This is a genomic window from Nocardia sp. NPDC057227 (genome assembly GCF_042669725.1).
Lineage (GTDB): Bacteria > Actinomycetota > Actinomycetes > Mycobacteriales > Mycobacteriaceae > Nocardia > Nocardia asteroides_A.
The window spans coordinates 387,668-405,159 of sequence record NZ_JBHUXA010000003.1 but is presented as its reverse complement, the minus strand read 5'-3'; the positions used below and the strand labels follow the sequence as shown (position 1 = coordinate 405,159).

General features: G+C 70.2%; 20 protein-coding genes and 1 pseudogene. 9 read left to right on the top strand and 12 right to left on the bottom strand.

From position 1 onward, the window contains the following. Nucleotides 1-39: 39 nt before the first annotated feature. Both ACFUJ1_RS07765 and ACFUJ1_RS07760 read right to left on the bottom strand, forming a co-directional pair. On the bottom strand, nt 40-732 hold the full coding sequence (locus ACFUJ1_RS07765; protein WP_378643729.1) for an NUDIX hydrolase: 693 nt from the start codon (nt 730-732) through the stop codon (nt 40-42). 204 nt (nt 733-936) lie between these two features. Then, on the bottom strand, nt 937-1,683 hold the full coding sequence (locus ACFUJ1_RS07760) for a hypothetical protein (protein WP_378643727.1): 747 nt from the start codon (nt 1,681-1,683) through the stop codon (nt 937-939). Nucleotides 1,684-2,213: 530 nt separating this feature from the next. Between ACFUJ1_RS07760 and ACFUJ1_RS07755 the strand changes: the two genes are divergently transcribed. Together ACFUJ1_RS07755 and ACFUJ1_RS07750 are read left to right on the top strand one after the other, a co-directional pair. Beyond that, entirely contained in the window at nt 2,214-2,546 is a 333-nt protein-coding gene (locus ACFUJ1_RS07755; protein ID WP_233019961.1) for a hypothetical protein, read from the top strand. Then, nucleotides 2,543-2,986, top strand: a complete 444-nt coding sequence (locus tag ACFUJ1_RS07750; protein WP_378643725.1) for a roadblock/LC7 domain-containing protein — start codon at nt 2,543-2,545, stop codon at nt 2,984-2,986. Before ACFUJ1_RS07755 ends, ACFUJ1_RS07750 begins: the two co-directional genes overlap by 4 nt. A gap of 54 nt (nt 2,987-3,040) precedes the next feature. Here ACFUJ1_RS07750 and ACFUJ1_RS07745 read toward each other — a convergent pair whose 3' ends face one another. Continuing rightward, entirely contained in the window at nt 3,041-4,294 is a 1,254-nt protein-coding gene (locus ACFUJ1_RS07745; protein ID WP_378643723.1) for an ATP-binding protein, read from the bottom strand. A gap of 233 nt (nt 4,295-4,527) precedes the next feature. Between ACFUJ1_RS07745 and ACFUJ1_RS07740 the strand changes: the two genes are divergently transcribed. Together ACFUJ1_RS07740 and ACFUJ1_RS07735 are read left to right on the top strand one after the other, a co-directional pair. Further along, complete coding sequence (locus ACFUJ1_RS07740) at nt 4,528-5,448, top strand: hypothetical protein (protein WP_378643721.1); 921 nt, start codon at nt 4,528-4,530, stop codon at nt 5,446-5,448. 72 nt (nt 5,449-5,520) lie between these two features. Further along, complete coding sequence (locus ACFUJ1_RS07735; RefSeq protein ID WP_378643719.1) at nt 5,521-6,693, top strand: MFS transporter; 1,173 nt, start codon at nt 5,521-5,523, stop codon at nt 6,691-6,693. Here ACFUJ1_RS07735 and ACFUJ1_RS07730 read toward each other — a convergent pair. Next, nucleotides 6,637-7,284 (bottom strand): class I SAM-dependent methyltransferase, encoded by a 648-nt coding sequence (locus tag ACFUJ1_RS07730; RefSeq protein WP_378643718.1) that lies wholly within the window; start codon nt 7,282-7,284, stop codon nt 6,637-6,639. The genes ACFUJ1_RS07735 and ACFUJ1_RS07730 overlap by 57 nt on opposite strands. Nucleotides 7,285-7,490: 206 nt before the next feature. On the opposite strand from ACFUJ1_RS07730, the gene ACFUJ1_RS07725 reads away from it, so the two are divergent. After that, nucleotides 7,491-8,255 (top strand): 3-hydroxyacyl-CoA dehydrogenase, encoded by a 765-nt coding sequence (locus tag ACFUJ1_RS07725; protein WP_378643716.1) that lies wholly within the window; start codon nt 7,491-7,493, stop codon nt 8,253-8,255. Nucleotides 8,256-8,358: 103 nt separating this feature from the next. Further along, nucleotides 8,359-10,188, top strand: a complete 1,830-nt coding sequence (gene fadD11 / locus ACFUJ1_RS07720) for a fatty acid--CoA ligase FadD11 (RefSeq protein WP_378643715.1) — start codon at nt 8,359-8,361, stop codon at nt 10,186-10,188. Nucleotides 10,189-10,276: 88 nt separating this feature from the next. Here fadD11 and ACFUJ1_RS07715 read toward each other — a convergent pair whose 3' ends face one another. Further along, nucleotides 10,277-11,209, bottom strand: coding sequence for a hypothetical protein (locus ACFUJ1_RS07715; protein WP_378643713.1), 933 nt, complete (start codon nt 11,207-11,209; stop codon nt 10,277-10,279). A 74-nt stretch (nt 11,210-11,283) separates the two neighbouring features. Here ACFUJ1_RS07715 and ACFUJ1_RS07710 point away from each other — a divergent pair, with 74 nt between their 5' ends. Next, nucleotides 11,284-11,808, top strand: coding sequence for a DUF1992 domain-containing protein (locus ACFUJ1_RS07710; protein ID WP_378643712.1), 525 nt, complete (start codon nt 11,284-11,286; stop codon nt 11,806-11,808). 69 nt (nt 11,809-11,877) lie between these two features. Here the strand turns inward: ACFUJ1_RS07710 and ACFUJ1_RS07705 are convergent. The 5 genes and pseudogenes from ACFUJ1_RS07705 to ACFUJ1_RS07685 form a co-directional block, all read right to left on the bottom strand. Further along, nucleotides 11,878-12,053: pseudogene (locus ACFUJ1_RS07705) on the bottom strand (FAD-dependent oxidoreductase); the annotation flags it as partial. A gap of 112 nt (nt 12,054-12,165) precedes the next feature. Further along, nucleotides 12,166-12,750: a class IV adenylate cyclase gene (locus ACFUJ1_RS07700; protein WP_378643710.1), complete on the bottom strand. Its 585-nt coding sequence runs from the start codon at nt 12,748-12,750 to the stop codon at nt 12,166-12,168. Then, complete coding sequence (locus tag ACFUJ1_RS07695) at nt 12,747-13,427, bottom strand: class I SAM-dependent methyltransferase (RefSeq protein ID WP_378643708.1); 681 nt, start codon at nt 13,425-13,427, stop codon at nt 12,747-12,749. Before ACFUJ1_RS07695 ends, ACFUJ1_RS07700 begins: the two co-directional genes overlap by 4 nt. Next, entirely contained in the window at nt 13,414-13,983 is a 570-nt protein-coding gene (locus ACFUJ1_RS07690) for a hypothetical protein (protein ID WP_378643706.1), read from the bottom strand. The genes ACFUJ1_RS07695 and ACFUJ1_RS07690 overlap by 14 nt, the downstream gene beginning before the upstream one ends. Then, on the bottom strand, nt 13,976-14,875 hold the full coding sequence (locus tag ACFUJ1_RS07685) for a radical SAM protein (RefSeq protein ID WP_378643704.1): 900 nt from the start codon (nt 14,873-14,875) through the stop codon (nt 13,976-13,978). The genes ACFUJ1_RS07690 and ACFUJ1_RS07685 overlap by 8 nt, the downstream gene beginning before the upstream one ends. Nucleotides 14,876-15,029: 154 nt before the next feature. Between ACFUJ1_RS07685 and ACFUJ1_RS07680 the strand changes: the two genes are divergently transcribed. Together ACFUJ1_RS07680 and ACFUJ1_RS07675 are read left to right on the top strand one after the other, a co-directional pair. Continuing rightward, entirely contained in the window at nt 15,030-15,770 is a 741-nt protein-coding gene (locus ACFUJ1_RS07680; protein ID WP_378643703.1) for an XRE family transcriptional regulator, read from the top strand. A 13-nt stretch (nt 15,771-15,783) separates the two neighbouring features. Beyond that, nucleotides 15,784-16,251: an NUDIX hydrolase gene (locus ACFUJ1_RS07675; protein WP_378643701.1), complete on the top strand. Its 468-nt coding sequence runs from the start codon at nt 15,784-15,786 to the stop codon at nt 16,249-16,251. Here the strand turns inward: ACFUJ1_RS07675 and ACFUJ1_RS07670 are convergent. Together ACFUJ1_RS07670 and ACFUJ1_RS07665 are read right to left on the bottom strand one after the other, a co-directional pair. Next, nucleotides 16,233-16,799 carry an HD domain-containing protein gene (locus ACFUJ1_RS07670; RefSeq protein ID WP_378643700.1) on the bottom strand — a complete coding sequence of 189 codons (567 nt, stop codon included), beginning with the start codon at nt 16,797-16,799 and terminating at the stop codon, nt 16,233-16,235. The two genes, ACFUJ1_RS07675 and ACFUJ1_RS07670, sit on opposite strands and share 19 nt — an antisense overlap. 21 nt (nt 16,800-16,820) lie before the next feature. Beyond that, nucleotides 16,821-17,465, bottom strand: coding sequence for a TetR/AcrR family transcriptional regulator (locus tag ACFUJ1_RS07665; protein WP_378643698.1), 645 nt, complete (start codon nt 17,463-17,465; stop codon nt 16,821-16,823). Nucleotides 17,466-17,492 lie beyond the last annotated feature (27 nt).

Genomic DNA, 17,492 nt, shown 5'->3' with positions numbered 1-17,492 from the left:
CCGGGATTACCCGGCGTGCTCCCGGTCAACCGGGCCGCGTCAGCGGTGCGTCCAGTCCGGCTGGGCGAAGTGCGCGACCCGCGATTCGGCCGGGGTGCGGCCGAGCAGGACCACCTCGCGGAACTGGAAGAGCAGGGCGCCGGTCGGGGCGTGGATGGTCATGCCGGGGCCGAAACGCATCTGCAGCATACGGATTCCGGTCGCCGGGGCGGGGGCGGCGCCGGGCGGCAGGCCGCCGGGGACGGCCTCCTCGGGGGAGACCCAGTGCGGGACGTCCGGCTCGGCCAGCCTGCGCAGCCCGACCCGGTGCACCGAGTGCACCTCGTCCGGGGCCGGGCGCAGTTCGGTGAGGTCGCGCAGTGCCACCACGAAGGGGGTGATGGCGAAGCCGGAGGCGGCGGGGAAGTCGTCGAGTGCGCCGATGACGTCGCTCTCCTCGGCTCGGATTCCCAGCTCTTCGTGCAGCTCCCTGAGCGCCGCGGCCCGCGGCGTCTCGCCCGGTTCCAGCCGGCCGCCTGGCAGCGCCCACTGCCCGGCATTGCGGCCGCGGTAGGCGCGCCGGATCAGCAGCACCGAGAGCGGTTCCTCCGGCTCCGCCGCCACGCACAGCGCCACGGCGGCGCGGCGCAGCCCGGGAGCCTCCGGCACCTCCGCGCGCTCGAACCCGTCCAGCCGGGCGTGCGCGAGCGCGCGGAATTCGGTCGTGCTCGCCGGGATGGGGTCTGGGCTCATGCCCTCGATAGTGCCGTACCGGCTGTCGGACAGCAGCGCCGCGCCCTCGGTCCGGAAGCTGCCGAGCAGCAGGTCGGGGCCGTCCGGTCAGCGGTTGCCCCAGGGGCAGGTCGACGGGTCGTCCGGTCAGCGGTTGCCGCGGGGGCAGGTCGGCGGAGCGTCCGGTCAGCGGTTGCCGCGGGGGCAGGTCGGCGCGGCGGCCGGTCAGCGGTCGACGCAGGGGCAGCCGTGCGGGCGGGTGGCGGCCCGGTCCCGCCACAGCCCGAGGATGTCCGAGCGGAACGGGCCCGCGGGTGCGGCCGGGCGGCGGCCGGCGGCCACGTGCGCGGCCAGCGCGGCGAGCCTGCGGGCCGCGCGCTGCGACCAGCCGTGCGCCAGGCACCAGGCGTAGAGCTGCTCGCGGGTGCACTGGTGCCCGCCCTCGTGCGCGATGACCAGCAGCGCGACCGCGTCGCGGCGGGATTGCAGCCCGGCCAGCGTGCCCGCGGGATTCACCAGCCCGCCCAGCGTGGTGAGCGCCTCGGCGATCACCGGGTCCAGCGCGGGCTCGCACTCCGGCACCGCCTCGGCGCCGAGCAGATGCGGGTGCGCGGCCTTCGCCCACACCCCCACCTCGGCGATGTCGTCCGGCACAACGCAGAGCCCGCGGGTGCGCGGGTCCGCGGCGATCGTCGCCAGCTGCTCGGCCTGCGGCCAGGCGGCCAGGACGACGCCGCCGTGCCAGTTCCGGTCCGGCGCGGGCGCGGTGGCGACCGGCAGCCGCGCGTCCGCCACGAAGGCGCGCAGCCAGGCACTCGTGCGCACCCTGGCTTCGTCGGCAACGAAGACCAGCGGAATTCCGCCGAATTCACGCGAGGCGTGCAGCACCCAGGCGATCGCGTCCGCGACCACCGAATCCTTTCCCGGCGCGGTGATGGCGACCGGATAGGAACACCGAATATCTTCATGCACCCGGGCATCCTCACACCGTTTCCGGGCGGCGGCATACCGCGTGGTCGGCATTGGCGAGAAACGCCACTCTTATAGCGAACGTGAATGTTCGGCGGAATATGACCCCGGCAGCCGGTGATTAGCTCGCCGAGCGTGTCCGGGACAGTTTCCTGCGGGCGCGCAGTAACCGTGATGCGGCTGGAATGTCCGGTTGGACGGGGCGGTCGAGCGGTCGCCCCGCGGCGCCGGATGGCCTTGTTACCTCTGGGTAGGGCGCGCGAGAGCGGGGCGCCGCGTCTGGGATGGAAGGTCTCGGTCGCGTTGCCCGATCGTGACTTTCCGTGACTGTTCCCATCCATCTCGACCGATCGCCGGGGCATTGCTACGCTGCTGACGCGGAGGGAACCGACTGGTTTCTTCCGCACATTGTCTTTTCTGTGGGATCAAGAGTGAAAGGTATTGCTCCGCGTTCGGCGATTATCCGAACGCGGAGCGATTCAGGGTGTGCGGTAAATATGAGGCTCGACGATGCTCTGCGTGACGGAATGAGCATGGACGGCGCGATCGGCATCGCGCTGGTCGATATGCAGAGCGGCATGTTGCTGGCGAAGCAGGGCGGGAATTCGCTGTTCGACCTGGAGATGGCAGGCGCGCTGAACACCGAGGTGCTCCGGGCCAAGGGCCGTGCGGTGGAGGCGCTGCAGCTCGGCGACGAGGTCCAGGACATCCTGGTGACGCTCGGCACGCAGTACCACCTGATCATGCCGCTGGTGCGCAACGACGACGAACAGCTCTTCCTCTACCTGGCCCTGGACAAGGCGCGCGGCAACCTCGCGCTCGCCAGACACCAGCTGCGCCGCATCGAACAGGCGATCAAACTATGAGCGCACCCTTCCATCGGCCCGGCACGAGATCGCTCGACCGGACCGAGATCGCGCTCGGCGACCCGGAATTCGTCGGCAGGCTGCTCCAGCGCGCCTGCGACGAGATCTACGAGGTCGGGCACGCCGTCATGACCAGCAGGGACGGGCTGGTCGTCGCCTCCGACACGGCGTCGGCCGGAGTCGACGGCGGCGATTCCGTCGCCATGCGCGGCTCCGCCATGGCGGCGGCGGCCATCGGCATCGGTGACCACTTCACCGGGCTGCTGCACCAGGGCCGGCTGCAGTCCACGGTCTTCGAGGCGGACCGCGGGTGCGTCGGGGTCTTCCCGGTGAGCTCGACGCTGCTGCTGGTGGTCACCAGTACGCCGGGGGTGAATCTCGGGCGGTTCAACGCGGCGGCCAAGCGGGTCCTCGGCATGCTGCTCGCGCCGACCTACTGAGCCGGTCTCGACCGCGGTGGTCGGCGGATACGCTGCCGACCACCTGCGCGGGTGTTACCCCAGCTCCCACAGCGCGCTGATCGGCATCGCGAGCATCTTCGGCCCGAAGGGCAGCGTCTGCTGCCCGGTGTGCAGGACGATGCCGGTGCGGAAGTCGGCACCGAGTCGTTCGGCGAGGTGGCGCAGCCCGCGGAAGTCGTCGGAGCCGACGGTGGAGGCCGCCTTCACCTCGATGCCGACCACCTCGCCGCGCCGGTTCTCCAGCACCGCGTCGACCTCGACCTGATCGCGGGTGCGGTAGTGGAAGAGCTCGACATCCTCCTCGGCCCAGGTGAGCTGGCGGGCCAGTTCGGCGAGGACGAAGCCCTCCAGCAGCGGGCCGAACTGGCCGGTGGGGCGGAGCAGGCTCCTGGCGTCGGCGCCGATCTGGTGGGCCGCTATACCGGAGTCGACGAAGGCCAGTTTGGGTGTCGTCGTCGCGCGGCTGCTGATGTTCCGGGACCACGCGGGGATCCGCTTGACCACGAAGACCTCTTCCAGCAGCGCCAGGTATCGCTTGACGGTGGCCGTGCTCAGGCCGAGATCGTTGCTCAGCGTGGCCGTGGACAGCAGGCCGCCGGAGCGGGCTACCAGCAGGCGGACGAGCGTGCGCATCTCGGTGACGCGCTCGATCTCCGACAGCTGCTGGATGTCGCGGGCGATGAGGTCGCCGAGGTAGGAGTCGAAGAAGGCGCGGCGGCGGCGGTCGCTGGTGCGTGCCACCGCTTCCGGGAACCCGCCGCGCACCAGGCGCTCCGCGTAGTCGGCGCGGGTGACCGACGAACGGTGCCGCACCCGCTCGCCGTCGGCGAACACGGTGTCGATGAAACCGTCGGGGGTGCCGTCGATCTCGCCCTGGGAGAAAGGCCAGAGCTCGACGGTCTCCATCCGCCCGACCAGCGTGTCCGGCAGCGAGCGCAGACCGAGCACGCGGGCGGAGCCGGTCAGCAGGTACTGGCCCGGCCGCGGGTCGGCGTCGACCCGGGCCTTGATCGAGAGCAGCAGTTCGGGGTTGCGCTGGATCTCATCGATCACCATCAGCTCGGGGAAGTCGACGAAGCCGTCGGGGTCGGCGAGCGCGGCCTGCCGGGTGAGTGCGGTGTCCAGGTCGCGCCACTCGGCGGTGCGGTCCTTGACGAGGAGCCGCAGGAGGGTGCTCTTGCCGCACTGTCGCGCGCCGTTCACGAGGACGACTCGGGTGTCGTCGAGCGCTGCGCGAACAGCGGCCTCCGCTCGGCGCGGAAGCGCAGGTCCGAAGCGTGTTTGCATGCGGATCGCTCCTCGAGGTCGTGATCTGCTGATCGATCTGCCGCTCACCTGCCGATCGGTCTGCCGCTAGTCTACTGATCGATCTGCCGCCGGGTTGGTGATGGATCTGCCGCCGTGTTCGTGAACGATTTGCCGCTACCTTCGTGATCGATCTGCCGCTCACCCCCTACCGACCGCATCGCGGGCGAGGAAACGCGGCGCGGGAGTTTCCCCGGGTGCGGCACAATGCGGACGTGTTCGAACTTCGCGCCGAGCCGCGCCCGGTCGACGGGCATGATCGTCTGCTCGACGCCGCGCCCGGATATGACGGGACGCTGGTGACCCTGTGGACCACCGACGCGGGGGCGGCGCTGCTCACCGCGCGCACGGAATCGCCTGGTGGAGCGTCGTTCCCGCTGACGAGGGCGGAGGAGCCGGTGTCGGCGCGGGTGGTGATCTTCGGCCCGGAGCCGCGCGGGGTGGTGCCGATCCACGATCTGACGATCGCGTTCCCGTCGGTGCGGCTGCTGCCGGACGGCGCCGTGCTGGTGGTCGGGCACCGGTGCCGCTGGTCGGCGAGCGGGCCGGAGCACAATGCGATGGTCGTGCTCCCGGACGGGACCGTGGAGTGCACGGGGGTGCTCGGCGACGGGATCGAGGACGTGGCGGTCTCGCCGTCCGGGGATATCTGGGTGAGCTTCTTCGACGAGGGGGTGTTCGGCAATTTCGGCTGGGGCGGCGGCGGGCCGGAGCCGATCGGGCACCCGGGCATCGTCCGCTTCGACCGCGCGCTGCGCCCGGTCTGGAGCTTCGACGGACCCGACATGGCCGATTGCTATGCCTTCACCCTGGCCGGCGACACCGCGTGGGCCTGCTACTACACCGACTTCCCGATCGTCCGGATCGCGGACGGGCAGAGCACGCTCTGGCGCAACGACGAGATCGCCGGGGCGAAGGCGCTCGCGGTCTCCGGGGACCGGGTGGCGCTGTACGGCGGCTACTCGGGGGAGCGGGAGCGGCTCGCGATCGGCAGGGTGACCGGGGACCGGTACCTGGTGGAGCGGATCGAGCGGGTGCCGCTGCCCGGCTCGGGGCGGCTCGCGCTGTTCGGCCTCGGCGCCGAGCTGCACGCCGTCGTCGGCGGTTCCTGGTACGTGGCCTCCCCTTTCGGCTGACCGGCCCCGCCGCCCGGGTGTACGCTCGCCCGACATCTGGACAAACGTCCAGCTCATCGCGGGGAGTCGGGCATGACGGAGCGCGTGCGGTCGGTGGCGGCCGCGTACGCCGCGCAGGGCTTCGGGTACGCGGCGATCGTCACGGTCCTGCCGGAATTCAAGGAGCGGCTCGGGATCTCGGACACGGTGGTGTCGGTGCTGCTGCTCGGCACCGTCCTCGCGGCGGCGCTCGGCTCGGTCGCGGCGGAGGCGATCGCGGTGCGCTGGGGGAGCGGGCGGGCGCTGGTCGCGGCGCTCGGGGCGCAGGCGGTGGCGCTGCTCGGGGCCGCCGTGCTCGGGAGTCTGCCGCTCTTCGCGGTGGCGCTGGTGCTGTACGGGATCGGGCTCGGCGGGGTCGACGCCGCCTCGAACATGCAGGGCGTGCTGGTGCAGCGGCGGGCCGGGCGGCCGCTGCTCGGGCGCTTCTACGCCGGGTACACGGCGGCGGCGATCGCGGGTGCGCTGCTGGTCGCCGGGTTGCTCGCGCTCGACCTGCCCGCGGTGTTCGCGCTGGTCACCGCGGCGGCGGTGCACATCGGGGTGGCGCTGCTCGGCTTCGACCCGGAGCGCGCCGTGCGGCAGCGGCAGCAAAGCGGGCCGCTGCCGTGGCCCGCCATCCGGATCGTCGGCGCGCTGATCTTCGCGGCCTTCGTGGTGGACGCGGCGGTCTCCACCTGGAGCACCGTGTACCTGGCCGACGGGCTCGGCGCGGTCGCCGCGGTGACCCCGCTCGGCTACGCCGCCTACCAGGCCGCGGTGCTGGGCGCGCGGCTGACCGTTGACGCGGCCGTCGTCCGGTTCGGCCGGACGCCGGTGGCGCTCGGCGCGGTGGCGGCCGGGCTCGCAGGGTGCGTGCTGGTGGCGGCGCTGCCGTTGGTGCCCGGCGCGATCGCGGGGTTCGCGGCGGCCGGGCTGTGCGCTGGCGCGCTGGTGCCGATCGCGTTCAGCGCGGCGGGCGAGGTGCGGCCGGAGCGCTCGGACGAGATCGTCGCCACCGTCAACCTCTTCAACTACGCGGGCGCGCTGGCCGGGGCGGTGCTGCCCGGCCTGATCTCGGCCGGGCCCGCGCTGCGCGCGGCCTTCCTGCTGCCCGCGGTGTGCCTGCTGCTCGTGCTGCCGCTGGTGCGGCGGGTGGACCGGCTCGCGCGCTCAGCTCCGCCGGATCTCGGCGATCCAGGCGGCGGCGTCGACCAGCCCCTCCGGTGAGACCGCGAGCCCGGCGACATTGTCCGCGACCACCGGGGTGACCCGGCCCAGGTAGCGGGCGGGTTCGAGGGAGACGAGCTGCCAGCCGTCGGTGAAGGCACCGCGCACGATGTCGGCGCCGATCCGCGGGCCGAAGCCGGGCTCGGCGTCGGAGAGCGCGAGCAGCCGCAGCACCCCGCCCGGCCGCAGCGCGCCGTGCAGCGAGCGGACGTAGCGCGCCCGCCGCTCCGGCTCGGTGCCCCAGATGTGGAAGAGCGCGCTGTCCAGCACGGTGTCGTAGGCGCCGGTGGAGCGCGGGTCGATGGCGAGCGCGTCGGCGACCGCGAACCTGGCCTCCGGCACGCCCTTCGCCTCGGCATTCCGGCGGGCGAAGCCGACGGCGCTGGGCGAGAAGTCGACACCGAGGACGTCGTGACCGCGCGCGGTGAGCAGGATGGTGTGCTCGCCGGCGCCGCAGCCGACGTCGAGCACCCGGCCGGTGAAGCCGCCCGCGCGCTCCAGCTCGTCGATGGCCGGTTGCGGGCGGCCGATCACCCACGGCGCGGTGTCCTCGTCGTACATGGAGTCCCAGCGTTCGGTCGTCTCGGTCATGGCTCCACCGTGCAACCTGTACCGCGCTCGAGGTCAAGCGGTGTGCTATAACTAGAACCTGTTATAGGTGAATACGCCCGAACATCGGTGCTGCCGAAATGGTATTCTCTTCTTATCGCTATGCGAACCGCTGTTTACTTGTTGCTGTCGCGATGGATAGTCTCGAAGCCACGGCCGGTGTGCGGCCGGAGCAGAAAGGAACTCCCATGCAGATCGACAGCAACCTCGTCGCGCTGGTCACCGGTGGCGCTTCCGGCCTCGGGCTGGCGACCGTCAAGGAGCTGCACGCGCAGGGTGCGAAGGTCGTCATCGTCGACCTGCCCTCCTCGCCCGGCGAGACCGTCGCCAAGGAGCTCGGCGACGGCGTCGTGTTCGCCGCGGCCGATGTCACCGACGAGGAGCAGGTGACCGCCGCGCTGGACGCGGCCGCCGAGCTGGGCCCGCTGCGGATCGCGGTGAACTGCGCCGGGATCGGCAATGCGATCAAGACCGTCGGCAAGCAGGGCGCCTTCCCGCTCGCGGCCTTCCAGAAGGTGATCAGCGTCAACCTGATCGGCACCTTCAATGTGATCCGGCTGGCCGCCGAGCGCATCGCCCCCACCGAGCCGGTGGGCGAGGAGCGCGGCGTCATCATCAACACCGCCTCGGTCGCGGCCTTCGACGGGCAGATCGGGCAGGCGGCGTACTCGGCCTCCAAGGGCGGCATCGTCGGGCTGACGCTGCCGGTCGCGCGCGACCTCGCGAGCCTGAAGATCCGGGTGCTCACCATCGCCCCCGGCCTCTTTCACACCCCCCTCTTCGCGAGCCTGCCCGACGAGGCCATCGACTCGCTCGGCGCGCAGGTGCCGCACCCGTCGCGGCTCGGCAACCCGGTCGAGTACGGCGCGCTGGCCAGGCACATCGTGGAGAACCCGATGCTGAACGGCGAGACCATCCGGCTCGACGGCGCCATCCGCATGGCCCCGCGCTAATTCCTGCACCCGCGACCGCGGCCGGTGCGATCCGGCCGCGGTCGTCGGCCGTCCGCCGAATGCAACATTGCAATGCATTGTGTTGCGATGTACTTTGTCCGATGTGACCCGAACCACCGATCGCCCCCGCTTCGACACCCTGGTCGCCGCCTTCCAGCACACCGCGGCCCGCGCACCGGACGACATCGCCCTGCGCACCCCCGGCGACACCACGACGCTGACCTGGCGCGACTACGCCGCCGAGGTGCGCGCGGTCGCCGCCGGGCTCGCCGCGCTCGGCGTGCGCAGGGGCGACACCGTCGCGCTCATGATGGGCAACCGGGTGGAGTTCTATCCGCTGGAGGTCGGCGCGCAGCACCTCGGCGCCACCTCGTTCTCGGTCTACAACACGCTCGCGCCCGAGCAGCTGGCCCACGTGCTCGGCAATTCCGGTGCGCGCGTGGTGATCTGCGAGCCGCAGTACGTGCCGCGGCTGCGGGCCAGCGGCGCCGAGCTGAACCACATCGTCTGCGTCGACGGGGCGCCGGACGGCACCGTCGGGGTCGCCGAGCTGATCGCGGGCGGCGACCCGGCCTTCGACTTCGACGCCGCCTGGCGGGCCGTCCGCCCGGACGACGTCGCCACGCTCATCTACACCTCGGGTACCACCGGCAACCCCAAGGGCGTGGAGACCACGCACGCCGCGCTGCTCTTCGAGTCCTACGCGGTGGCCGAGGTGCTCGGTATCCGGTTCGGCGACACCATCACCTCCTACATGCCGACCGCGCACATCGCCGACCGGCTCACCGCGCTCTACTTCCAGGAGGTCTTCGGCACCCAGGTCACCTGCGTCGCCGACCCCACCGGCATCGCGCCCGCGCTCGCCGAGCTGCGGCCCACCATCTGGGGCGCGGTGCCCCGGGTCTGGGAGAAGTTGCGCGCCGCGGTGGAGTTCGCCGTCTCGGCCGAGCCGGACGAGCAGAAGCGCACCGGGCTGCGCTGGGCGCTCGACGTCGCCGCGCGGCGCAGCGCCAGGCAACTGGCAGGCGCGCCGGTGCCCGAGGAGCTGGCCGTCGAGTGGCAGCGCGCCGATGCGCTCGTGCTCGGCCCGCTGCGCGCCAAGCTCGGGCTGGACCGGGTGCGCTGGGCCATGTCCGGCGCCGCGCCCATCCCGCCGGAGACGCTCGGCTTCTTCGCCGGGCTCGGCATCCCGATCGCGGAGATCTGGGGCATGTCCGAGCTGGCCTGCATCTGCAGCGTCAGCCATCCCGACGATGCCAAGCTGGGGAGTGTCGGCACGCTGCTGCCCGGTATGGAGGCTCGGGTCGCCACCGATGGGGAGTTGCTGGTCCGCGGGCCGCTGGTGATGAAGGGGTACCGCGGGGAGCCCGCGAAGACGGCCGAAGCGATCGACGCCGACGGGTGGCTGCACACCGGCGACGTAGTGACCATCGACGACGACGGGTTCCTGCGGGTGGTCGACCGGAAGAAGGAGCTCATCATCAACGCCTCCGGGAAGAACATGTCGCCCACCGCGATCGAGAACACGCTCAAGGCGGCGACGCCGCTGATCGGGGTCGTGGCGGCGATCGGGGACGGACGGCCGTACAACACCGCGCTGGTGGTGCTCGATGCCGAGACGGCGCCGCGCTACGCCGGGCAGCACGGGTTGGCCGATGCCTCCGCTTCCGCGCTTGCCGCCGATGCCGGGGTTCGCGCGGCGATCGCCGCGGGTATCGCCGCCGGGAACGCGAAGCTGGCTCGGGTGGAGCAGGTTCGGCGGTTCCGGGTGCTTCCGGTGTTCTGGGAGGCGGGTGGGGACGAGCTCACCCTGACCCTGAAGCTCAAGCGGCGGGTGATCGCGGAGAAGTACGCCGCGGAGATCGAAGGGCTCTACGCGGCGGAGCCGTCCGCCGATGTGCTCGAGCCGGAGGGGGTTCCTGAGCCGGTGTGAGGGTGCCTGGTTCGAGCCGCGCGGTCGTTGTGCAGCCGCCGGGTTCGGTCGGCGGCGCGAGCCGCGTGGGTGGCGCCGTCCGGTCGGATCAGGGGCGGGTGCCGCGCAGGCGGTCGCCGAGGCGCCGACCGGCGGCTTTCGCCTGGCGGGCGCGTTCCGAGGAGGCGAGATCGGTCGCGAGGCGTTTGCCGGTCGCGGCGGCCTGCCTGGCGTGGTCGCTGCTCTCGACCCGGCGGGTCACGTCGGCGGCAATCCGGCGCGAGGTCGCCTTGGCCTGCCGAGCCCGCTCGGAAGCGGCCTCCTTTGCCTGCTCGGCGGTCTCGGAAGACGCGATTCGGCGGCCGGCGGCGACTGCCTGCTGGGTAGCGTCGATACCGGCGCGGCGCAGGTGGGCGCTCTGGTCGAGGGCCCGGCGGTAGAGCCGGGCGCGGGTCGGGGCGGTGCCGCTGAGCCGGTCGCAGAGGCTGCGGCCGCCGGGGCGCAGGGCGGGGACCGCGTCGGCGATCAGGACGGCGACGGCCAGCGCCCAGAGCACCACCGAGAGCGCGAAGGCGCCGTGCACGAGGGCAATACAGGCGGCCGCGTACAGCCCGACGTCCTTCAGCGTGGTGCTGATCGCGTACCTGGCCGCCCGGCCGCGCGAGAGCAGCGGGTCGGGCCCGTGCGCGACCGTCCTGACCTCGGCCAGCGCCCCGCCCGCGCTGTGCCCGATCCAGGCGAGCGTGCCGAAGCGCACCAGCCCGGTGAGCACGATCAATGCCAGAAAACCCTGCGTCACCAGCGACATCAGCTCGCCGACCACACCGGAGCCGATCTCGACCCCCGCCGCGGTGACGTCACCCTCCGACCCCATCAGCTCCCAGGCGCCGCCTGCCCCGAGCGACGGCCAATCGGAGAGGTAGTCGCCGATCCGATACTGCGTCAGCCAGCCGAGCGCGGCGGTCAGCAGGACGACGACACCGAAGTCCAGCGACCAGGCGGCGATGCGCCTGCCCGGCGTGACGATCGCGGCTTGCTCCATGCCGTCCGATCGTGCCGTGTGCGGCGAATTCGCGGCGTCGGTCGTTCGGACGACAGCCTTCGTACCCTGGACGCATGGGCGCAGACGGGAGCGCGGGGCGGAAACCGGCGCGGCAGAGCTTCGAGTCCTGGGTGGACAAGCAGGTCAGGGAGGCGGAGGAGCGCGGGGAGCTCCGGAACCTGCGCGGCTCCGGAAAGCCGATCCCCGGCGCTGGGGCTTCGATGCAGGAAGATGCCTGGCTGCGCGGCTACCTGCAGCGCGAGGGCGTGGACACCGGCCTCATGCTGCCCACCCCACTGCTGCTGCGCCGCGATGCCGAGCGAATCGGGGCGACGGTACGCGACTGCACCACCGAGGAGCAGGTGCGCGCCGAGGTCGCCGCGCTGAACCGGCGGATCGTCGAATACCTCCGGATTCCGTCCGGACCGGTGGTGCCGGTGTCCACCGTTGACATCGAGGCGGTGGTCGCGGAGTGGCGGCGCGAGCGCGAGGAGCAGCGGCGGGCGGCCCGCGCAGTCTCGAAACCGGTTGCGCCGGCCCCGCCCGAGGCGACGAAGCGCCCGTGGTGGCGTCGCCGCCGACGAGCGGCCGGAGGGTAGTAACCCAGGGTCTCGCCCTGCGCCTGCGGTCGGAACCAGGGCAGCGCCTACCGCTGCCCGCCGGACCCCTCAGAAATCGAGAATGTGCGGCGACCCGGCCCGGTACCGATCCCGATCCAACGCCTTGGCCCCCTCGAACGCGGGAAGACGTCGGCCTGCGGCTGCGGATCATCGGCCGCGTCCATGACGGCGTTCGCCACCATCCGCCCCGACTCGTTGACCCCCTCCATGGTCGCCAGGTCGATCCTCGCGTATCCCGACGACGCGAGGTTGCAGGCGTCGGCTGATCTGGAGGCGTTGGATCCGCGGGTCGAGCACGGAAAGCAGACGACGCCGTCGAGCGTCAGCGAGCGGCTGTCATTCTCGCTGTGCGCCGCCTGGACGCGCCGTAGGCGACGCCGTCTCGAACAACAGGGTCGGTTCGATCAGGATGTCCCGGCCGGCCTCGCTCCGATAGATCTCGTCCACGCTGCCGAACCTGGCCTTTCCGTAGTCCAGCTCCAGCCGTGCGGCGGCTGAACGCACGGCGTCCTCGCTCGGGCCCTCGATCTCGAGGAATGTCGGTAGGTCCGGCCAGGTGTCGAAGTCGAACACAAGGTCGCCGAGCTGCCATTCCTCGCGGTAATTCTCCTGGTATCGAACCTGGCGCGAGCCGAGCGCGGTGAGAATTTCGGCTATCGCGTGCGGGTCGCCCACGGTTGTCTCGATCTCGGTGGTTCCGTCGATGGAGGTGGCGTCGGTTACCCGCTTGAGGGTCAGCGTCGAACGCGATCCTTCGTCGCGCAGCCGGATCCAGGCACCGCGTTCCAGGGCGTCGTCCTCGAAAATTCTGCGGGTCAGCAGCGTTCGTGGGAAAGATTGCGTCGCGCCGAGGTCGACCAGCGCTTGCCGTACGGCATCGACGTCCACGGTGAGAAATTTGGCTTCGTACTCGTGTTTCATCGCCGCCGCGTCCCGCCTTCCTCTTGCTCCTCGGGGTGCCTCTTGGCAATGAGCAACCCCATCCGGTGTCGGTGTTCGTGCAACCGGCCGACGTGCGCAAGTTCAGTGAATATGTCGGTCTGCAACCGCAGCAGGACCGTCCATCGGTCGGGGTCGAAATACTTCGTCAGCCGGTCCGGGGTGGTGTAGTGCTCAACGTACTCGTGGCGGTATTCGAACGGCATCATGAACTCCGCGCCGAACACCCCGCCCGGACGAACGACCTGTTGCATCCGGCTGACGAAGTCCCCCAGGGGCCGTTCGTGGTTCGCGCTGTAATGCCACGAGCAACTCGTCCAGACCGCGTCCGCGGTCAGGTCGGCGGGTTCGGTGTCCAGGAAGTCGGCGCAGACCACCCGAACCAGCGGGGTCAGGCCGACGTCAGCCAAGCGCTCTACCAATCCGGGCGCGTAGGTCACGCCCGATTGCGGTAGCAGCACTTCGCCGCCGTTCAGTGCCACCTGATCACTGTCGATGGCAACCACCCGGTGACCAACGCTCGCCAGCGGCAGTACGAATTTGCCGTCGCTCGCTCCGACCACGGTGACGACCGCTCCTGGTGGGCACTCATCGGCAACCGCACGCAGGAATTGCGGGAAGAAGGTCAGGGTGTGCTCCCACAGGCTAGCGCTGGGCATGTTCAGCCCCGATCGCGTTCAGGCCGAGAATCGCCTGCACGATTCTTTCGGGGTGGCGTGCGGTCGTCTCGATCCGATGAGCGGGGAATTCGTGGTAGGCGGCGGCGAGGTGGTCCGCGTTCTGCTCCGCGAGGGTGTCCCACCGTGTTGTCGGCCTCGCGCGGCCGGCCAACCGCTTGCGTCGTTCATGCGGTTCGCAGACGAGCTGGTAGGAGACGGGGCGCGGCAGGTCAGGGGGCAGAATCACGTCGACATCGGCTCCATACACGCGGTGTGTGCTCAGACAGCGGGCGAAATAGCTCTCGACCACCACGGGTACCCCGGCGTCGAGGTAGCGACGAATCTGGTCGGCAGCGGTGAACAGCGCGGAGAGGAAGAAGCACATCCTCGCGTTCACGTTGGCCCCGGCATCCAGCTCTCTACGCAACGGTTGATAGAAGTGCGGGACGGTCGGAACGAGGACGGCTCCGCGGGCGTGCGCAAGCAACGGCGCGATCGTTGATTTCCCGGTGCCGGGCAGCCCTTCGATGCTCTCGAACGGCAGGAGTCTATGCATGGCGGTACACCACATCGGGAATGCCGACCAGCACCTCGTCGTCGGGTCCCGGCCGGTGGACGATCCGATCACCGTCCTTCTCGTACCAGAAGGCTTGAGCATCGGTGCCGACTGCTTTGCACGACATTGTGAGCGCACCTCGCGGATCCACCTCGATCCGGTCGATTTCGCGGCGCGGAGCCGGGGCCGCGCAGCTCGAACTGCTTCCTTCGGCAAGGTCGTCATCCAGGACGACCTCGATATTCAGCACCGCTCGCCGCAGCTTCTCGCGCATCACGGAGTATTCCGTCGAATCACGCACCACCATCTCGGGGCGTGCGGCCGCATTGCCGATCGGGCGCAGCCGATGCAGTTTGAGCTGGGCGACCCCCAGCGATTCCAGAATGCGAGCCAGCTCGATCACCTCCCCGATGTTGTACCGATTTACCGTCATCGTGACCCCGGTCGGCACGCCCAGGTCACGCGCGAGAGCGAGACTTTCCAGTGCGGCGGTATAGCTCCCGGCCTGGCGGACATGGTCATTGGTGTCGCCGATTCCCTCCAGCGAGACGCGCAGCAGGTCGACGCACGACGCGATTTCCCGCAGGCGCGGTGCGATGCGATAGCCGTTGGTGCAGATCTCGACCGCCAGGCCGAGGTCGTGCTTCGCATACCGGACGACCCGCGCCAGGTCCCTGTAGACGAAAGGCTCACCACCGAGCAGCGTCACAGCCTCGATCCCGTGCTCATGCCGCATGAGCCGCATGAGGTTGGACGCTTGCACGGAGGTAAAGGCGTCCTGGTACCGCAGGCGCTCGCCGTGGAAGCAGTGGCCGCATTCGAAATTGCAGCGGTAGAGCAGTTGCAAGTAGAGCATTCGAATCCTGCGAATGCCGGTGACTTCTTCGATCACGTCGCCCCCTCGGTGTTTCTCGGTCGAGGGTTCATGGTGCCGAGGCGGCACCGGACCCCGTAACCGCGTTCGGGCCGTGCCGAAAGGACGTCCCCGGGACGTTCCCCGCGTCCTACCCGCGATTGCCTTGCCGATCACCGGTACGTCGGCTTCCATGGAGACCGTGAACGTCCGCCTTCAGACCGTGCTGCACCAGAGGGGAATTCGGCCCGAATTGCTGGCTGAGGTGTGTCAGGTGGATCCGAAGACGGTCGCGCGGTGGCTCGGTGGCCGCGTACCGCATCCGCGGCATCGGCACCTCGTCGCGGGCCATCTCCGGGTCGAAGCGGAGTTCCTGTGGCCACCGGTTCCGGAGACTCCGCCGGTTCCGAAGAACCTCGAATTGGTCGCCACATACGCGAACCGGGCCGAGGTACCGCGTGATGTGTGGCTGTCGCTGCTCCGCGAAGCGACCGAGCGGATCGACGTGCTTGTGTTCTCGGGAACCTTCGTGGTGCAGTCGAACCCGCAGGTGGTGAAGATGCTCGCCGAACGAGCCGGACAGGGAACCAAGGTCCGGCTGTGCTTCGGAGACCCCGTGGGCGAGGCCGTCGCCCTTCGCGGCAGGGAGGAAGGCATCGGCGATACGTTGTCCGCGAAGGTCCGAGCCTCGCTGACCTACTACCGCCCGCTGCTGGGCGGGGACCATTGTGAGATCCGCCTGCACGACACCACCCTGTACAACTCGCTGTTCCGCTACGACGACAACGTGATCGTCAATCCGCACATCTGGGGGCAGCCCGCCAGCGCCAATCCGGCATTCCAACTGAGGCGTGTCGACGATGCCGGGTGGTTCGACAACTACATCGAGAGCTTCGATGCCATCTGGGGTGAAGCACGGCCCTGGACACCGTGACGAGAGGGCCACTATGGGCAGAATCGAGTACTACTATGACCCGCAGGCACCCGAGCCGAATTCGCTCGTGGTGGCGTGCAACCTCCTGGTGATCGATGGAGCGGGAGCCATTCTGCTGCAGCGCCGACGGGACACCGGGCAGTGGGCGCTGCCGGGCGGCGCGATGGATTTCGGCGAGACCGCCGCCGAGTGCGCGATCCGCGAATGCCGGGAGGAAACCGGAATCACCGCCGAGATCACTGGCTTTCTCGGCGTATACAGCGACCCGAGCCACATCGTCGCCTATACCGACGGCGAAGTGCGCCAGCAGTACGAGAACACCTACATCGGGCGACGACTGTCGGGAGAACCGACGATCAACGACGAAGCCGACGGCGTGACATTCGTGGCTCCTCGCGACCTGGAGGGGTACGACATCCATCAGAGCATGCGCAAGCAGATCGGTGACTACCTGTCCGGCAACTACCCGTTTCTGGGCTGAGCCGACAGCGCGCTGTCGATTCGAGCGGCCGCCGCGAGAATCGTCGGCTCGGCGCGCCGGATGAAGCGACCCACGATTGAATCGAGGCCGTACCGTCCCACGATCTCGCCTATCCGTTCGGCCGGAGTTGTCGTCGTGCCGTCGGGTGTGGTGGTCATGTCGCAGTAGATCAGCGCGTCGGCGAGAAGCTCGTCGTCGGGCGCGGGGAACTCGGACGCCAGTTCGTTGCTCAGCCCGCGTTCCTCGGCTTCGAGGAGCGCGCACGAGTGGTTGGCGACCAAGCGCACCATGCTGTCGCCGGCACGATGCTCATCGCGCAGGAAGCGAGCACCGTCGAGCGGGTGGAAGCCGGTCACCGCGATCCGCGGCGCGTATCCGATGTCGTGCAGAACGGCGGACGCGACCAGTAGGTCACCGTCGCAGTCGAGCCTGTCGGCGAGGGCTGTCGCGGCAGCCGCCACCCCTCGGGTGTGCGCCCACCGCCGAGGTAGCGGTATCTCCAACTCGCTGCACGCGAGAGACCAAGCCCAAGCCGGTCCGCGGTCCATGGCCCGAAGCTACCGGGCGGATCAGCGCCCCGGCGCGTCTCCGTAGACGGTGAACCAGATACCGCGGCCGAGCGCCTCGGCCAGCGCCTCGTCGCCCACCCCGGTCGGCGCGCCGAAGGTGACGGTGATCGAACGCTCGACCATCGAGGTCAGCACGATCGCGGTGGCCGCCGGATCGATCGCCGCGCTGATCCGGCCGGCGGCACGATCGGCGTCGAGCCGGGTCCGCACCATCTCCATGAAGAGCGCGAGCCTGGTGTGCCAGTACTCGCGGACATCCCGGTCGTAAGCAGCGAGTTCGTTCAGCGCGAGCAGCAGATAACGATGTTGGCGAAAACCGGTAATCATCGCCCGCATGGCACGGATGACGCCGTCCTGCTTGTCGGTGTGCGCGGAACTCCACCACTGCTCGGCGGCGGCGAAGAGGTCGGCGGTGGCCAGCTCCGCCATGCGGATCAGCAGGCTGCTCTTGTCCGGGAAGTAGCGGTAGAAGGTGGAGCGGGCCGAGCCGGAGGCGGTGGCGATCCGCTGCACCGCGATCTCGGTGAACGGCGTGCCGTCGGCCAGCAACTCCTCCACCGCGGCGAGGACACGCTGTTCGAACTCCGCGCGCCGGTCGTCGGTACCCTTCCGAGCGGTGCGGGGTACGCGGGTCAGCGAGGGCACGCCGGGCTCGTCATCCGTCGGTTCGAT

Excerpts from the sequence above, each read along its gene's own strand:
- ACFUJ1_RS07765 (WP_378643729.1), bottom strand. The coding sequence starts at position 732 with ATGAGCCCAGACCCCATCCCGGCGAGCACGACCGAATTCCGCGCGCTC.
- ACFUJ1_RS07755 (WP_233019961.1), top strand. The coding sequence starts at position 2,214 with ATGGACGGCGCGATCGGCATCGCGCTGGTCGATATGCAGAGCGGCATG.
- ACFUJ1_RS07750 (WP_378643725.1), top strand. The coding sequence starts at position 2,543 with ATGAGCGCACCCTTCCATCGGCCCGGCACGAGATCGCTCGACCGGACC.
- ACFUJ1_RS07745 (WP_378643723.1), bottom strand. The coding sequence starts at position 4,294 with ATGCAAACACGCTTCGGACCTGCGCTTCCGCGCCGAGCGGAGGCCGCT.
- ACFUJ1_RS07735 (WP_378643719.1), top strand. The coding sequence starts at position 5,521 with ATGACGGAGCGCGTGCGGTCGGTGGCGGCCGCGTACGCCGCGCAGGGC.
- ACFUJ1_RS07730 (WP_378643718.1), bottom strand. The coding sequence starts at position 7,284 with ATGACCGAGACGACCGAACGCTGGGACTCCATGTACGACGAGGACACC.
- ACFUJ1_RS07725 (WP_378643716.1), top strand. The coding sequence starts at position 7,491 with ATGCAGATCGACAGCAACCTCGTCGCGCTGGTCACCGGTGGCGCTTCC.
- ACFUJ1_RS07715 (WP_378643713.1), bottom strand. The coding sequence starts at position 11,209 with ATGGAGCAAGCCGCGATCGTCACGCCGGGCAGGCGCATCGCCGCCTGG.
- ACFUJ1_RS07710 (WP_378643712.1), top strand. The coding sequence starts at position 11,284 with ATGGGCGCAGACGGGAGCGCGGGGCGGAAACCGGCGCGGCAGAGCTTC.
- ACFUJ1_RS07700 (WP_378643710.1), bottom strand. The coding sequence starts at position 12,750 with ATGAAACACGAGTACGAAGCCAAATTTCTCACCGTGGACGTCGATGCC.
- ACFUJ1_RS07695 (WP_378643708.1), bottom strand. The coding sequence starts at position 13,427 with ATGCCCAGCGCTAGCCTGTGGGAGCACACCCTGACCTTCTTCCCGCAA.
- ACFUJ1_RS07690 (WP_378643706.1), bottom strand. The coding sequence starts at position 13,983 with ATGCATAGACTCCTGCCGTTCGAGAGCATCGAAGGGCTGCCCGGCACC.
- ACFUJ1_RS07680 (WP_378643703.1), top strand. The coding sequence starts at position 15,030 with ATGGAGACCGTGAACGTCCGCCTTCAGACCGTGCTGCACCAGAGGGGA.
- ACFUJ1_RS07675 (WP_378643701.1), top strand. The coding sequence starts at position 15,784 with ATGGGCAGAATCGAGTACTACTATGACCCGCAGGCACCCGAGCCGAAT.
- ACFUJ1_RS07670 (WP_378643700.1), bottom strand. The coding sequence starts at position 16,799 with ATGGACCGCGGACCGGCTTGGGCTTGGTCTCTCGCGTGCAGCGAGTTG.